Here is a 14,336-nt window from a genome sequence, read left to right on the forward strand (position 1 = left end):
GGACCTGGTCGGTCTTGACGGCTGGCACGGCCGCTCCCAAAGCCGTCAGCGATGTGCCGCTACCGCTGCTATATGCGCAGTTCGTTCAGTGGCCAGGCGGGTGGATATCCCGCCAAACCCGATTATGCTTCAGTTACCTTGCTGCGATCCGAGGCGGCCTGCCTCGTCGTGCTTCGCGCAACCAAAGCAAGCCCCAGGGCCTGGGTGCGACGGTGAAGTGGTTGTGAGGTGCTCCGGCCTGCATGACGACATGACGGAGGCAACCCATGGCGGTTCTCGACAGCACATCCACGGGCAGTAGCGCGCCCCAACGCGGCATCACCAAGGAGGAGCGCAAGGTCATCTTCGCTTCGTCCCTGGGTACGGTATTCGAATGGTACGACTTTTACCTGTACGGTTCACTGGCAGCGATCATCGCCAAGCACTTCTTTGCCGGGGTCAATGAAACCACCTCGTTCATCTTCGCCTTGCTCGCCTTTGCCGCCGGGTTTGCCGTGCGGCCATTCGGTGCCATCGTGTTCGGTCGCCTGGGCGACATGATCGGGCGAAAGCATACCTTCCTCATCACCATCGTCATCATGGGCCTGTCCACCGCTATAGTCGGCTTGCTGCCCGGCTACGCGTCGATCGGCGTGGCCGCGCCGATCATCCTGATCACGCTGCGCTTGCTGCAGGGCCTGGCACTGGGGGGCGAGTACGGCGGCGCGGCCACCTATGTGGCCGAACATGCACCGAAGGGGCGGCGCGGCTTTTTCACCGCCTGGATCCAGACCACGGCCACCTTGGGGCTGTTCCTGTCGCTGCTGGTGATCATGGCGTGCCGCACGGCCATGGGTACCGAGGTGTTCGAGGCCTGGGGCTGGCGGGTGCCGTTCCTGCTGTCGATCCTGCTGCTGGCGATTTCGGTGTACATCCGCATGCAGCTCAACGAGTCACCGGTGTTCATGAAGATGAAGGCCGAAGGCAAAGCCTCCAAGGCACCCCTGACGGAGTCGTTCGCCCGTTGGGACAACCTGAAGGTGGTGATCATGGCGTTGCTGGGCGGCACCGCTGGCCAGGCCGTGGTGTGGTACACCGGGCAATTCTATGCGCTGTTCTTCCTGCTGCAGATGCTCAAGATCGAGCCGCAGACGGCCAACCTGCTGATTGCCGGCTCGCTGCTGATCGGCACACCGTTCTTCATCTTCTTCGGCAGCCTGTCAGACCGCATTGGCCGCAAGAAGATCATCATGGCCGGCTGCATTATCGCCGCGCTGACCTACTTCCCGATCTTCAAGGCGCTGACCGAGTACGGCAACCCGGATGTGTTCGTTGCCCAGGAGCAGAACCCGGTGGTGGTGATGGCCGACCCTGGCCAGTGCGCGTTCCAGTTCGACCCGGTGGGCAAGGCCAAATTCACCAGCTCTTGCGACATCGCCAAGAGCCTGCTGGCCAAGCGCGCCATCCCCTATACCAACGAGGCAGCCGAACCTGGCAGCGTGGCGCAGATCCGTATTGGTGAGCGGGTGCTGCCGAGCTTTGACGGCAGCAGCATGGCTGCGGCGGACTTCAAGGTGCAAAGCGAGGCATTTACCGCGACCTTGAGTGGTGCGCTGAAAGAAGCCGGCTACCCGGAAAAGGCTGACCCGGCGAAGATTCACTACCCGATGGTGCTGTTGCTGCTGACCCTCCTGGTGATCTATGTGACCATGGTCTACGGCCCGATTGCCGCCTGGCTGGTGGAGCTGTTCCCGGCCCGTATCCGCTATACCTCGATGTCGCTGCCTTACCATATTGGCAACGGCTGGTTCGGCGGCTTCCTGCCGACCGTGGCGTTTGCCATGGTGGCGGCTACCGGGGATATCTATTACGGCTTGTGGTACCCGATCGTGATTGCCGTGATGACGGCGGTGCTGGGGATCTTCTTCCTGCCGGAGACCAAGGATCGGGATATCAACCACACCTGAGATTAATGGGTCGCCTGCGCGGGCCCTTTCGCGGGCAAGCCCGCTCCCACAGGTACAGCACAGCTTTCAAGTCCTGTGCTGTACCTGTGGGAGCGGGCTTGCCCGCGAAGAGGCCGGGACAGGCTATCAATCAATCGAAATAGCCACGCAAGCCAAAAGCATATCCGGTATCCACATCAGCAGCCTGACCCCGACTCCAGCGCTTCTTCAAGACAAACTCGAACGCCGGCTCGTACAAACCGTCCCGCACCAGCGCCCCCGCCAGCACCTCAACGTCATACCAGCCATTGTCCAGCTCGATGATCGGCCGCCCCGGCACCTGGTAGCGAGCCATCAGGTCACCCAAGGTCTTGGGCGTGAAATGCTGCAGGATGCGCCAGGTGTACAGCATCAGCGCACCGTGCTCGACCCGCAGCACATAGCCATTGCGCCGGTGCTTCAGGCGGCTACCGGGTTCGCGCAGGGCCGGGGTGTAGCCATCGAGGGTGAACAGGATGCGGTAGGGGAGGTTGTCGACCCCGGCCAGTGGCAGCACGATGCCCTCGCGCACAGCCTGGTCACCGCTGTCGTCATGGGTGAATGCATAGGCAAGGTCGTCGGGCAACTCATGTTCTTGTTTGAACTGCTCGAGCAACTGGATATCACCGAGCAAAAAGTAATCGACCAAGTCGTTGAGCACTTCACTGAATTCGTGGCGCATCTGTTTTCCTTGTTGTTGCGCGTGAGGGTGGATTGTCAGTGCTTCTGGGCAATCTGGATCAGGTTGCCACAGGTGTCATCGAACACGGCCACCGTGACGGGGCCCATGTTGGTGGGGGGCTGGGTAAACTGCACGCCCGCCGCGCACAGCCGGGTGTATTCGGCCTGGATATCGCGCACGCCGAATGAAGTGGCGGGAATGCCGTCCTGCTTGAGCGCGGCCTTGTACACCTTGGACGCCGGGTGCGCGTCGGGCTCCAGCAACAGCTCGACGCCATTGGGGTCGTTGGGCGAAGTGAGGGTCAGCCAGCGGTGCCGGCCCATGGGGATGTCATGCTTGGGCTCGAAACCGAGTACATAGTGGTAGAAGGCCAGGGCCTTGGCCTGGTCGTCGACGAGAATGCTGGTGACCACGATTTTCATAGGCGCACTCCGTATGGCTGAGACCGTTGGATATCAGTAAAGACGTTCAGAGATTATTGGCCAGTGGCCGGGTTTCCAGATGGGGTACCGGGTGAGCGGACGATAGAGTCCATCTGGCAAGTTCACCCAACCCAGGAGTAACGTACATGCAAGATGAACCGAACGCCGAATTGCCAGGTAACGATGAACAACAGACGCTGGAGCATGTGGAGTCTGAAGTGAAACTCTCCAGGCGCAAGCGTGGCGCGGCCCCTGTCGTGGGGATGCGATGTGCACCAGGGTACAAACACGTCGGGGATGACTGTGTGATGGTGAATATAGACTTCGAGTGATCCGGTGGGGGGCTTCAGGTGGCCCCCCACAAAAAACCTGCTCAAGCCATAGGTAAATCCTTTATCACCCAGCCCCCATCCTCCAGCGGCCAGGGTTAAAGTGTCAGGCATGTTCCCAGCGCGCCCAGACCGGCGTCAGAGAGGTGCCCGTGGCTGCCTATACCTTGCGACAACTCAAGTACTTCGTCACCACCGTGGAAGCTGGCAGCGTCGCCGAGGCTTCGCGCCAGCTATACATTGCGCAGCCGTCCATCTCCACGGCCATCAAGAGCCTGGAGGAAAGCTTTGGCGTGCAGTTGTTCATCCGGCACCACGCCCAGGGTGTGTCACTGACGCCCAGTGGCAAGCGCTTCTACGCCAAGACCAAGTCGTTGCTGCAGATGGCCCATGAGTTCGAGCAGAACGCCCTGGCCGACAACGACACCGTGGCCGGGCAGATCGACATCGGCTGTTTCGAAACCGTGGCACCGCTGTACCTGCCGCGCCTGATCGCCGGCTTTCGCCAGCGTTACCCGGGCGTGGATATCCGCCTGCGCGACGGCGAGCAGCAGGACCTTATCCAGGGCCTGACGGCCGGCACCTTCGACCTGGCGTTTCTCTACGACCATGATCTGGACGGCACCATCGAGGCCGAACCGCTCATGCCGCCGCAAAAGCCCTATGTGCTGCTGCCGGAAAACCACCGTTTTGCCGGCCAGGCCCAGGTCTCGCTGCGCGACCTGTGCCCGGAGCCGATGATCCTGCTGGACGTGGCCCCCAGTCGCACCTACTTCGTCAGCCTGTTCAACGAGATGGGGCTGACGCCGAACATCGTCTTCAGTTCGCCGTCGATCGAGATGGTGCGTGGCATGGTCGGGCAGGGTTTTGGTTTTTCGCTGCTGGTGACACGGCCGCATTCGGAATACACCTATGACGGCCAGCGCCTGGCCATGCTGGACATTGCCGAGCCGGTGGCGCTGTCGGGGTTGGCGGCGGCGTGGTTGAAGCGGGTGCAGCTGACCAAGCCGGCACAGTTGTTCGTGGAGTTCTGCCGGGAAGAACTGGCGAAGTTCTAAAGGTCGGCACGCCATGCCGGCTCATTCAGCGGTATGGCGTGCCAGGCCAATCAAGGATTGACCTGATAGCCGCGTCCTTGCAGGCAACCGCTGTAGGCACTGGCATGGGCCTGGGTTTGTGCCTCGCCCTGGCTGCGCCGGTCCTGACGGCGGTCCTGACGCTGGCGCATACCACCGACCGCTGCGCCGGCGGCGGCCACTTCGCCGGCACGGTTCTGCCGGTATTGCTGCTTGGCATCGTCACTGGCCCGGTCATACAGCTCTTCATGCTGGTTGCCGCGCACCTGCGCGCCCACCGCGCCGGCTGCAGCCCCCGCCGCCGCGCCACGCACCCGGCCGCCGACATGGGTTTCGCTGGATGTCGCGGTGCTGTTCGCGGCATTGGTAGCGACGGTATTGCAATCGTTGATATCCAGTTGCATCTGCTGGCTGCTCTGGCCCTTTAGCGGCACTACCGACTGCGCCTGGGCGACCGATGCCGCACACAGCAGCACCAGCAGGTAACTCCACGTGAACGTACGCATGGCACACCTCCACCGGGCGAAACGCCCGTTTCACAGGATAGTCCGTCATCGGCTAAAGATGGCGGTTTCGTCTGCATGGTCTACACCGGATATCAGAGTTCGCCATTGCACATGACTCTCAAGCCGGGCTACCTGTGGAATCGCCATGACCCAGTCCCACGATTTGATCATTTGCGAGTACTGCGACACGGTGTACCACCGTGCAGCGCTGCAAAAGCATCAGCGGGCCCTGTGTCAGCGCTGTGGCGGCGTGCTGTACCGGCACACCTCGCTGACTGTGCAACAGCGGCTGGCCCTGAGTGTGACCGGCGGCATCCTGCTGGTGTTCGCCAATGCCTACCCAGTGATGACCATCGGCATGCAGGGGCTCACCCATTCGGCGACCCTGTGGGACGCGGTGCAGATCCTCAGTCACGGCAGCATCACCTTCATTGCCCTGGTGATGGCGCTGTCGATCATTTTTGCCCCGGTGCTGCAGATTGCCGTGTTGTGCTGGCTGCTGAGTTTTGCCTTGGCCGGCCAGCGTGCCCCCGGCTTTGCCCTGTGCATGCGCGGCCTTGAGAGCCTGCGGCCCTGGAGCATGCTGGAAGTATGCCTGCTGGGGGCGATGGTGGCGGTGATCAAGCTGGCCGGGTTGCTCGATGTGATCCCCGGCATCGGCCTGTTGGCTTTGGCCGCGCTGAGCATGTTGATCATCCATATCGCTGGCAAGGACATCCGCGACTTATGGGAGCAGGTATGAATGGCCCGGCCAGCGCCGACGAGCTGGGCTTGCGCCTGTGCCATGGCTGCGGCCAGGCCTGTGACTTGAGCGGTGGCGCGCACACATGCAGCCGCTGCGGTGCTGCCATCCACCGGCGCAAGGCCAACGCTATCAGCCGTGGCTGGGCGTTTCTGATGGCAGCGCTGGTGCTCTACATCCCCGCCAACCTGCTGCCGGTGATGCATACCGAAATGCTCGGCAGTGGCAGCGATAGCACGATTGGCGGTGGCGTGCTGGAGTTCTGGGAGGCAGGTGCCTGGGATATCGCACTGATCATCTTCATCGCCAGCGTGGGTGTGCCCGCCATCAAGTTTTTTTCCCTGGGCCTGCTGCTGTACACCGCCCAACGCGGTTCTAGCTGGGCCTGCCGGCAGCGTTCGCAGCTGTACCGCTTCGTCGAGCTGATCGGCTACTGGTCGATGCTCGATGTCATGGTGGTGGCGCTGGTGGCAGCGCTGGTGCAGCTGCGCGGGCTGGGCACCATCGAGCCACGGGTGGGTATCCTGTTTTTCGGCATGGTGGTGGTGCTGACCATGTTTTCTGCGATGAGCTTCGATCCACGCCTGATCTGGGATAGCCATGCCAACGAAGGGAGGCCGCATTGATGGGGCAGAAGACTGACGAGCATGGGGGCGCGGGGCAGGTTGAAGTGCGCACCCGGCGCTGGAGCGTGTCGCTGGTGTGGATCGTGCCGATACTGGCCATCCTGATCGGCGCTTCGCTGGTGGTGCGCAACTGGATGCAGCAGGGACCGGTCATTGCCATTTCCTTTCACACCGGGGAGGGGCTGGTGGCGCACAAGACGCAGGTCAAGTACCGCAGCGTGGTGATTGGTGAAGTGACCACGGTGGAACTGGCCGATGACAAGAAAAGCGTGATCGCCAATGTGCAGCTGTCCAACGACGCCCGCGGGTTCGCCACCCAGGGTGCAAGGTTCTGGGTGGTGCGCCCGCGTATCGGTGCGGGGGGCGTATCCGGGGTGGACACGTTGCTTTCGGGCAGTTTCATCGGGGCGGACGCCGGCGAATCGAAAGTGCCGGAAAAGTCCTTCGTCGGCCTTGAACTGCCGCCACCGATTACCTTCGACGAAAAAGGCAAGCGCTTTACCCTTGTAGCCAGTGATCTGGGCTCGCTGGATGTCGGGTCGTCCATCTACTACCGCAAGATCCCGGTGGGCGAAGTGGTGTCGTTTACCCTGCAGGACGATGGCAAGGGGGTGGAGATCGGCGTGTTCGTGCAGGCGCCCTACGATACCTTCGTCACTGCCGACACCCGCTTCTGGAATGCCAGTGGCGTCGACATGCAGATTAGTGCCAACGGCCTGAAGGTCGATACCGAATCGCTGTCTTCGATCCTGGTGGGTGGGTTGGCCTTTGGCTCGCCCGACTTCGCCCCGCAGGCTGAACTGGCTGCCGACCAGGCGCGTTTCCAGTTATTTGCCGACCGCGACACCGCGCTGGCCCCCCCCAATGGCCAGGCTCAGTACCTGCAGTTGCGCTTCGATCAGGCCATGCGAGGCCTGTCGGTGGGCGCGCCAGTGGAATTCAAGGGCGTGGAGTTTGGCCGCGTCACCTCGATCAATCTTGACTACGATGCCGCCCGGCAGACCTTCCCGGTGGTGGTGGATGCGGTGATCTACCCGCAGCGGCTGGGGCCGGTGCACCGCAAGATGCTGGCGGTGTTCAAGCACGCCGAGGGCGATATGGACGGGGCTCGGCGACTGATTGGCACCTTCGTCGAACATGGGCTGCGGGCCCAGGCGCGCAGCGGCAACCTGATCACCGGACAGATGTTCATTTCCCTGGACTTTTACCCGGATGCGCCCAAGGTGGCCTTCGACATGGCCGCCAACCCCATCATTATTCCCACGTTGCCGGGTAGCCTGGAACAGTTGCAGGAGCAGCTGCAGCGGGTGGTCGAGCGCATTGCCAAGCTGCCGTTGGAAAGCATCGCTGGCAACCTGGACGGCAGCCTGCAAGCGCTGCGCGCCAGCCTCAAACAGTTCAATGGCCAGACGCTGCCGGACGTGAAGGTGGCGCTGGATGAGGTGCACAAGACCTTGCGCACGGCCAATTCGGCTATTTCCGAGGATTCGCCGCAGCGCGAGCGAATGGGCGAAACGCTGGACGAACTGGAGCGGATGTCGCGTTCGTTACGCGACCTTGCCGATTACCTGGGCCGACACCCCGAGTCGCTGATTCGTGGCCGGCCGAAAGCGGCCGGGGCCGCCGAGCTCGAACCCTGAGGAGACAGCCAATGCAACGACTGCGCAATGTGTGTGTGGCCAGCCTGCTGGTGTGGCTCGGGGGGTGCAGCAGTACGCCGAACAACTACCACACGCTGGTACCGAACGAGCCGATGCGTGACAGCGGCCAACACATCCAGGTCACCCGGGTGGTCGTGCCGCCACAGGTAGACCGCCCGCAACTGGTGGTGCGACAAGGGCAGAGCGGCCTGGCCATCCTGGAGACGGAATGGTGGGGGGCCAACCTGGTGGATGAGTTCCGCAGCGCCTTGCAGGACCAGCTGGGCGGGCCGGCGGCTGGCGCCAAGGCGGCACTGCGGGTAGACGTACAGCGCTTCGACACGGTGCCAGGGCGCTATGCCTCGCTGGATGCGGTGTGGCGCCTGAAGCTCGCGGGGCAGGCCGAGCTGACCTGCCGCACCTCGGTGCAGACTGCGGCTGACAACAGCATCACCAGCCTGGTAAATGCACACCAGGCCAACCTGCGCAAGTTGGCCGAGGCGGTCCGGGGGAGTGCCGGTCGGGGTAGCTGTTCTCCCGCTGCCTGAAGGCCTGCCAACCTCAATTCACGCTTGCGTGGCCTTGCGCAGGGGCACTTCGCGCAGCAGCCAGGACAGTACGAAGGCCAGGCTGGTAATGCCACAAGCCAACAGGAACACACCGTGCATGGCACCGGAAAACGCCTGCAGGTAGCGCTGCTGCAGGACAGCGGGCAGGGCGTGTACGGCGGTTGGCGACAGGCTCGCGGCGCCCCCGGCGCTTGTAGCGAAGTCACTGCCCAGGCCATCGAGCAAGGCATGTGAGAACAACGCGCCGAACAGCGATACGCCAATGGCACCGCCAATCGAGCGGAACAAGGTGGCTCCGGAAGTGGCCACGCCCATGTGGCGCGGTTCGACGCTGTTTTGCACGGCCAGAATCAGCACCTGCATGACCATGCCCAGACCGGCACCCAGCAGGCCCATGTACAGGTTCATCAACGCCATGGAGGTATCCAGCTCCAGTCGGCTGAGCAAGCCCAAGGCAATGACTTGCAGCAGGGTGCCAACGATCGGGAACACCCGGTAACGCCCCCAGCGGCTGATGAGTCGGCCGGTAATCGCCGACACCACCAGCAGGCCACCCATCAGCGGCAGCATCTGCAGCCCCGCACGGGTGGGTGTGGCGTTCTTCACCACCTGCATGTACAGCGGCAGGAAGGTGATCGCGCCGAACAGCGACACCCCGACAATGAAGCCGATCAGCCCGGCAAGCACGAAGGTGCGGTGGCGGAACAGGTGCAACGGCATGATCGGCTCGGCCGCGCGACGTTGCTCCAGGACGAAGCCGACCAGGCCGATCAGGGCGAACAGCGACAGGCACAGCATGTCCAGCGATTGCCACGCCAGCAGGCTGCCGCCGAGGCTGGTGACAAGTACCACGGCGCCCAGCGCCACGGTAAGGAAGAACGCGCCAATGTAGTCCACCGTATGGCGGACCAGGGCCACATGTGGGCGGAACACGCTGCCGATCACCAACAGCGCCAGCAGGCCCAGGGGCAGGTTTATGTAGAAAATCCAGTGCCACGACAGGTGTTCGACCAGAAAGCCGCCGATCAGCGGCCCCACCACCGTGGCCAGGCCGAATACACCGCCGAACAGGCCTTGGTAGCGCCCCCGCTCAGCGGGTGGAATGACATCACCGATGGCCGCCATCGCCACCACCATCAGGCCGCCACCTCCCAGCCCCTGCAGGGTACGGAAGGCGATCAGTTGGGCCATCGTCTGTGCCGCGCCACACAGCGCCGAGCCCAGCAGGAACAGCACGATGGCGACCTGAAGCACGCGCTTGCGGCCGAATTGGTCGCCGAATTTTCCATATAACGGCACCACCACCGTGGACGCCAGCAGATAGGTGGTGACCACCCAGGACAGCCAGCGCAAACCACCGAGGTCGCTGACGATGGTCGGCAGCGCGGTTGAGACGATGGTCTGGTCGAGGGCTGCGAGGAACATCACCAGCATCAGGGCTGCCAGCAGCAGCGGGATGGAGGTTTGCGCGTCCGTTGCGGCGGGGGAGGTATCAGTTGATATAGGTTGCACGCGGCTTACCTCAACTTGGTGCGGCGTTTGCTTGAGCATGCTGTTGGCCGGCGTCCTGCAGGCCCGCCAGGGCAAAGCGGTACAGCTGGGCCGCAACGGTCTCGACGGGCATTTGTAGAATCTCGTGCAGCGCCCCGGAGCCGCCGCGCGGGCCGATCAACAGCATCGCCCAGGGCGCGGTGACGCAGAGGATGCAGCGGGTCAGGGCCGGGTCGTCCACCGGGATGGCGCTGATTTCGCTGAACAACCCCTTGAGCAGTGACAGCCGCAGTGGTGCGGCGGCTTGCAAATGCGCCTGGCCATGTGGGCTGGGGGCGAGGATTTCTGCGGCCAGTACCCGCAAGTGCCAGTTGTCCCGGGCCGAAGTGGCCTTGTGCACCACCAGTTCCACCAGCACGCGCAGCTTTTCGGCGGGTGTCTGGCTGCCTTGGGTGATGCGTTGCAGGTCGCTGAGGTCGAGGAAGCGCTGCCGGGCTTCGTCGAGCACGGCCAGGTACAGGCCATTGCGGCTGCCGAAGTGGTAGTTGATGGAGGCCAGGTCGACCTCAGCCTCGGCCGCGACGGCCTTGTTGCTGGTTTCGGCATAGCCCAGCGCGGCGAACAGTTCGCCGGCGGCTTCGAGGATGCGCGTGCGGGTGACGGCGCCGTCCTTGCGGGGTTCTCGGGGGGCTGCGGACATGGAGGGTGCTCTGCGGGCCAAGGGTATGGGCAAAGCGTGGTGCAAGCTTAATTTAAAATCAATTTAAATTTAATTTATGTGCCGGATGGTCTTTCACCATTCTTGCAGGAGCAGCGCGAGGCTGCTCCTGCAAGTGCCGGGTCATTGCCGGTTGCTGGCTGTTTCCTGTACCCGCTCAGCCTTGTCCAGCGGCAGGCGGTCGAATTCGCGCAAGCCATCCTTGCGGTATGGGTCGCCAATCCAGCGCGGTGCCACCACAAACTGCGGGCTCACCAGGCTCTTGGCCGGCTCATAGCGGTCGTAGCTCAACCCGGCCAGGTCGGACAGGGTATGGATCAGGTGCGAGCTGCTGTACGGGCGGCTGGCCATCGCCTGCAAGTCGCGTGGGTGCTCGGCCTGCCAGCTGGGCGAGGTCCACAGCAGGAACGGGATGGTGTACATCGGCCGGGTGGGTGCGCCTTCGTTGCGCCCCAGGCGGTCGTGGTTGCCGGAGCTGTACACGTCTTCGCCATGGTCGGACAGGTACACCAGGAAGCCATTGGGGTTACCGGCCGAGTAACGCTTGATCAGGCTCGATACCACATAATCGTTGTAGCGCACCGCGTTGTCGTAGAAGTTGTAGGTCGTGACCTGGTCTGGCGTCAGTTTGGCCGGCACGCCCTGGTCGTTGGTGAAGTGCGCGTAATCGTTCGGGTAGCGGAAGCGGTAATCCATGTGCGTGCCAAGCAGGTGCACGATGATGAACTTGTTCGGCGCAGGGTCTTGCAGGGCCTTCTCGAACGGCGCCAGCACCACGTCATCGTACTGGCTGGCATTCTGGTTGCGCTGGTTGTTCAGGTACACCGGCGCGTCCGTCTGCTGCGAGAAGGTGGTGAGCATGGTGTTGCGCTTGGTCATGGTCTGCTGGTTGGTGATCCAGAAGGTCTTGTAGCCTGCCTGTTTCATCAGGTTGATCAGCGACGGGTCGGTGAGGAAGCGGTCCGGGTTCTGCTCGTCGCCGAAGGTGAGGATCTGCTGCATCACTTCAATCGTGTACGGGCGTGGCGATACCACGTCGCGGAACACCGTCAGGCCCTTGTCGCTGGCGGCCAGCGCGTCGAGGTTGGGCGTGGTGTCGCGGTTATAGCCATACAGGTGCATATGCTCGCGGGTGGTGGACTCGCCCAGTACCAGCACCAGGGTACGGGGTGCCGTTCCGCTGTTGTCACGCAGGTTTTGCAGCGGCGGCAACGCGGCGTTCTGGGCAAGCAGTTCCTGCATGTTGTCCAGTTGCTGGCGGTACTGCCGGTAACCGACCAGCAACTGCCAGGGCACGGCGGGTTCCATGCGCTGCTGCACTTTTTCGGCGGCATCGGCGAAGCTGCGTTCCTGGGTGACCATCTGTTTGTAGAACGGATACACCAGGTTGGCTATCAGCAACAGCGCGACCACCGGCAGGCGGCTGCGCAGGGGCAGGGTGACTGGGCGCACGCGCTTCCATAGCAGCACTGCAACCAGCGTGTACAGCAACAACGCCAGGCCCAGCCACACGCTGAAGTACTGGCTGAAGTATTCACCGGCTTCGGCGGTGTTGGACTCGAACATCACGAAGATGACGCTTTGCGAGAACTCCTGGCGATAGATGCCGAAGTAGCTCAAGCCCACCAGCGATGCTCCCCACAGCACCAGGCCGATGACAGCTGCAGTGGCGCGGGTGAAGCGCGGCACCAGCAACACGGGGGCCAGCCACAGGCTACTGAGGAAGAACGCATCACGAAAACCGGCAAAACCGGTAGTCCCGCTGAACAGCAACAACGCCTGGGTTACACCCGAAAAGTACCAGAAAAACAGCAAAAGCCGGCCCAAGCCGGCCCAGTCCACGCGCTTGTGCGCGGCGGGGGATGTAGTGTGTGACACGTATGCCTCGTCGTACCTTGGTAGCCAGCAGATGTGCTGTGGCCAGAAAGGGTGTGACGCTAATCTGCGGACTGTGAAAATAACGTCAACAAGGCGATGAACATGGCGTCAATGCTGGCTTCCCAAGGCGCAGGCTTGTCAATACAATCGAGATGAATTCTTATTTGCATCGCCCGCCAGCAGGGAGAGGGAATGTCCATAACGGCCTCCGACGCAGCACCCCATGAGCATCTGCACGCACTTTATCGTGACCACAACAGCTGGCTACATGGCTGGTTGCGCCATCGGCTGAGTAACTCCGCCGATGCGGCGGACCTTGCCCAGGACACGTTCGTCCGTGTGCTCCTGGCCCGGTCATCCGGCACTTTGCAGGAGCCCCGCCGGTACCTGGCGACCATTGCGCGTGGCTTGGTCATTGATCTGTATCGGCGCCGCAGCCTGGAGCAGGCTTACCTCGATGCGCTCATGTCGCGCCCGGAACTGCATGCGCCTTCGGCGGAGACCCGCGCACTGATCCTCGACAGCCTGCTGGCCATCGACCGTCTGCTCGATGGCCTGGGCGCGCGTACCCGGCAGATTTTTCTCGCCGTGCAACTTGACGGGCTCAGTTACGAAAAAACCGCCGAACGCTGCGGGGTTTCGGTCAGCACGGTTCGCAAGCACCTGGCCAGGGGCCTGATGCACTGCCTGCTGCTGGATGAAACATGAAGCGTGTCCTGGCCCAGGCGGTGGACTGGTATGTGAGGTTGCATGACAGCGCTGCCAGCGATAGCACACGCAGTGAGTGGCGTGCCTGGCTGGCGGCGGACCCGCAGCATGCCCGCGCCTGGCAGCGTATCGAGCAATTGCAACAGCGCCTGGGCCAGGCCCCGGCAGGCCTTGCGGGCGCAACCCTGGAACAGGCGCGGCAACAGCGTCGCGCAGCGATGAAAATGCTGGCCTTGCTGCTGGGGGTGGGGGTAGTCGGTTGGCGGGGCTATCAAGTCTCGCCCTGGCGCGCAGATTACAGCACGGGTGTGGGGCTGCGTCGCCACTTCACCCTGGTCGATGGAAGCCGGCTGGTGCTGGGTACCGATTCGCGGGTGGATGTGCAGTTCGACGGCCTGCAGCGCCTGATCCTGTTGCGACAGGGCGAGGTTCTGGTCGAGACGGCCAAGGATGCGCGTCCGCTCAGCGTGCAAACCGCCGAAGGCCGTGTGCTGGCCTTGGGCACGCGCTTTACCGTGCGCCAGGGCGCAGGCATCTCGCGGGTCACGGTCGAAGCCCATGCGGTCGAGGTGCAGCCGCGACTGGCCACTGGGCAAATCTTGCGTATTGAAGCAGGGCAGGCGTCAAGTTTTACCGCTGACACGCTCGGGCCGTTGTTGCCGGCCGTGGCGCAAGGCTCGGCGTGGACGCAAGGCATGCTGGTGGTGGTCGACTGGCGGTTGGCGGATGTACTGGCCGAACTGTCCCGCTATCGACCGGGTTACCTGGGTTGTGCGCCGGAGGTTGCCGGGTTGCGACTGTCGGGCACGTTCCTGCTGGATGACAGCGAGGGTGTCCTGGCCAACCTTGAAGACTCCCTGCCTGTGCGGGTACGCCGCCTGACCCGCTACTGGGTGCGGGTCGAAGGCAAAGCGGCCTGAAAATTTTCTGCATGGAGGGGTAACAGATTTCATTTCCTGTTTCGGCTCTACCTGCACATGCGCAT

The 14,336-nt window shown here is 62.9% G+C and carries 15 protein-coding genes; 9 read left to right on the top strand and 6 right to left on the bottom strand.

Annotated features, from left to right (window positions below; translation table 11 throughout):
* Positions 1–266: 266 nt before the first annotated feature.
* Positions 267–1,946, top strand: a complete 1,680-nt coding sequence (locus QQL85_RS17345; RefSeq protein ID WP_284354658.1) for an MFS transporter — start codon at positions 267–269, stop codon at positions 1,944–1,946.
* Positions 1,947–2,076: 130 nt separating this feature from the next.
* On the opposite strand, the gene QQL85_RS17350 is transcribed toward QQL85_RS17345, so the two are convergent.
* Together QQL85_RS17350 and QQL85_RS17355 are read right to left on the bottom strand one after the other, a co-directional pair.
* Positions 2,077–2,646 (bottom strand): hypothetical protein, encoded by a 570-nt coding sequence (locus tag QQL85_RS17350; protein WP_284354657.1) that lies wholly within the window; start codon positions 2,644–2,646, stop codon positions 2,077–2,079.
* Between the two features lie 35 nt (positions 2,647–2,681).
* Positions 2,682–3,068 (bottom strand): VOC family protein, encoded by a 387-nt coding sequence (locus QQL85_RS17355; protein WP_284354656.1) that lies wholly within the window; start codon positions 3,066–3,068, stop codon positions 2,682–2,684.
* Between the two features lie 146 nt (positions 3,069–3,214).
* Here QQL85_RS17355 and QQL85_RS17360 point away from each other — a divergent pair, with 146 nt between their 5' ends.
* Positions 3,215–3,400: a hypothetical protein gene (locus QQL85_RS17360; protein ID WP_284354655.1), complete on the top strand. Its 186-nt coding sequence runs from the start codon at positions 3,215–3,217 to the stop codon at positions 3,398–3,400.
* A 149-nt stretch (positions 3,401–3,549) separates the two neighbouring features.
* Entirely contained in the window at positions 3,550–4,455 is a 906-nt protein-coding gene (locus QQL85_RS17365; RefSeq protein ID WP_013972086.1) for a LysR family transcriptional regulator, read from the top strand.
* Between the two features lie 50 nt (positions 4,456–4,505).
* Here the strand turns inward: QQL85_RS17365 and QQL85_RS17370 are convergent, their stop codons facing one another.
* Positions 4,506–4,979: a YMGG-like glycine zipper-containing protein gene (locus QQL85_RS17370; RefSeq protein ID WP_284354654.1), complete on the bottom strand. Its 474-nt coding sequence runs from the start codon at positions 4,977–4,979 to the stop codon at positions 4,506–4,508.
* 145 nt (positions 4,980–5,124) lie between these two features.
* Between QQL85_RS17370 and QQL85_RS17375 the strand changes: the two genes are divergently transcribed.
* From QQL85_RS17375 to QQL85_RS17390, 4 genes are read left to right on the top strand one after another with little or no spacing between them, the layout of a single operon-like run.
* On the top strand, positions 5,125–5,721 hold the full coding sequence (locus QQL85_RS17375; RefSeq protein WP_284354653.1) for a paraquat-inducible protein A: 597 nt from the start codon (positions 5,125–5,127) through the stop codon (positions 5,719–5,721).
* Positions 5,718–6,347, top strand: coding sequence for a paraquat-inducible protein A (locus QQL85_RS17380; RefSeq protein WP_284354652.1), 630 nt, complete (start codon positions 5,718–5,720; stop codon positions 6,345–6,347). The genes QQL85_RS17375 and QQL85_RS17380 overlap by 4 nt, the downstream gene beginning before the upstream one ends.
* Positions 6,347–7,987 (top strand): intermembrane transport protein PqiB, encoded by a 1,641-nt coding sequence (locus tag QQL85_RS17385; RefSeq protein ID WP_284354651.1) that lies wholly within the window; start codon positions 6,347–6,349, stop codon positions 7,985–7,987. The genes QQL85_RS17380 and QQL85_RS17385 overlap by 1 nt, the downstream gene beginning before the upstream one ends.
* 11 nt (positions 7,988–7,998) lie before the next feature.
* Positions 7,999–8,535, top strand: a complete 537-nt coding sequence (locus QQL85_RS17390; RefSeq protein ID WP_284354650.1) for a PqiC family protein — start codon at positions 7,999–8,001, stop codon at positions 8,533–8,535.
* 18 nt (positions 8,536–8,553) lie between these two features.
* On the opposite strand, the gene QQL85_RS17395 is transcribed toward QQL85_RS17390, so the two are convergent.
* From QQL85_RS17395 to QQL85_RS17405, 3 genes are all read right to left on the bottom strand, one after another.
* A complete protein-coding gene (locus QQL85_RS17395) occupies positions 8,554–10,068 on the bottom strand; it encodes an MDR family MFS transporter (RefSeq protein ID WP_284354649.1) in 1,515 nt (504 codons plus the stop codon).
* 10 nt (positions 10,069–10,078) lie between these two features.
* Positions 10,079–10,747 carry a TetR/AcrR family transcriptional regulator gene (locus QQL85_RS17400; protein WP_284354648.1) on the bottom strand — a complete coding sequence of 223 codons (669 nt, stop codon included), beginning with the start codon at positions 10,745–10,747 and terminating at the stop codon, positions 10,079–10,081.
* Between the two features lie 141 nt (positions 10,748–10,888).
* Positions 10,889–12,643, bottom strand: coding sequence for a phosphoethanolamine transferase CptA (locus QQL85_RS17405; protein ID WP_284354647.1), 1,755 nt, complete (start codon positions 12,641–12,643; stop codon positions 10,889–10,891).
* Between the two features lie 192 nt (positions 12,644–12,835).
* On the opposite strand from QQL85_RS17405, the gene QQL85_RS17410 reads away from it, so the two are divergent.
* Both QQL85_RS17410 and QQL85_RS17415 read left to right on the top strand, forming a co-directional pair.
* On the top strand, positions 12,836–13,351 hold the full coding sequence (locus tag QQL85_RS17410) for a sigma-70 family RNA polymerase sigma factor (protein WP_284354646.1): 516 nt from the start codon (positions 12,836–12,838) through the stop codon (positions 13,349–13,351).
* Positions 13,348–14,271: a FecR domain-containing protein gene (locus QQL85_RS17415; RefSeq protein ID WP_284354645.1), complete on the top strand. Its 924-nt coding sequence runs from the start codon at positions 13,348–13,350 to the stop codon at positions 14,269–14,271. Before QQL85_RS17410 ends, QQL85_RS17415 begins: the two co-directional genes overlap by 4 nt.
* The last annotated feature ends 65 nt before the right edge of the window (positions 14,272–14,336 follow it).

It is taken from the genome of Pseudomonas putida, from assembly GCF_030159595.1.
GTDB lineage: Bacteria > Pseudomonadota > Gammaproteobacteria > Pseudomonadales > Pseudomonadaceae > Aquipseudomonas > Aquipseudomonas putida_AC.

What these genes read in the sequence shown, in the direction of transcription:
- QQL85_RS17345 (WP_284354658.1), top strand. Translation starts at nt 267, where the DNA reads ATGGCGGTTCTCGACAGCACATCCACGGGCAGTAGCGCGCCCCAACGC.
- QQL85_RS17350 (WP_284354657.1), bottom strand. Translation starts at nt 2,646, where the DNA reads ATGCGCCACGAATTCAGTGAAGTGCTCAACGACTTGGTCGATTACTTT.
- QQL85_RS17355 (WP_284354656.1), bottom strand. Translation starts at nt 3,068, where the DNA reads ATGAAAATCGTGGTCACCAGCATTCTCGTCGACGACCAGGCCAAGGCC.
- QQL85_RS17360 (WP_284354655.1), top strand. Translation starts at nt 3,215, where the DNA reads ATGCAAGATGAACCGAACGCCGAATTGCCAGGTAACGATGAACAACAG.
- QQL85_RS17370 (WP_284354654.1), bottom strand. Translation starts at nt 4,979, where the DNA reads ATGCGTACGTTCACGTGGAGTTACCTGCTGGTGCTGCTGTGTGCGGCA.
- QQL85_RS17375 (WP_284354653.1), top strand. Translation starts at nt 5,125, where the DNA reads ATGACCCAGTCCCACGATTTGATCATTTGCGAGTACTGCGACACGGTG.
- QQL85_RS17380 (WP_284354652.1), top strand. Translation starts at nt 5,718, where the DNA reads ATGAATGGCCCGGCCAGCGCCGACGAGCTGGGCTTGCGCCTGTGCCAT.
- QQL85_RS17385 (WP_284354651.1), top strand. Translation starts at nt 6,347, where the DNA reads ATGGGGCAGAAGACTGACGAGCATGGGGGCGCGGGGCAGGTTGAAGTG.
- QQL85_RS17390 (WP_284354650.1), top strand. Translation starts at nt 7,999, where the DNA reads ATGCAACGACTGCGCAATGTGTGTGTGGCCAGCCTGCTGGTGTGGCTC.
- QQL85_RS17400 (WP_284354648.1), bottom strand. Translation starts at nt 10,747, where the DNA reads ATGTCCGCAGCCCCCCGAGAACCCCGCAAGGACGGCGCCGTCACCCGC.
- QQL85_RS17410 (WP_284354646.1), top strand. Translation starts at nt 12,836, where the DNA reads ATGTCCATAACGGCCTCCGACGCAGCACCCCATGAGCATCTGCACGCA.
- QQL85_RS17415 (WP_284354645.1), top strand. Translation starts at nt 13,348, where the DNA reads ATGAAGCGTGTCCTGGCCCAGGCGGTGGACTGGTATGTGAGGTTGCAT.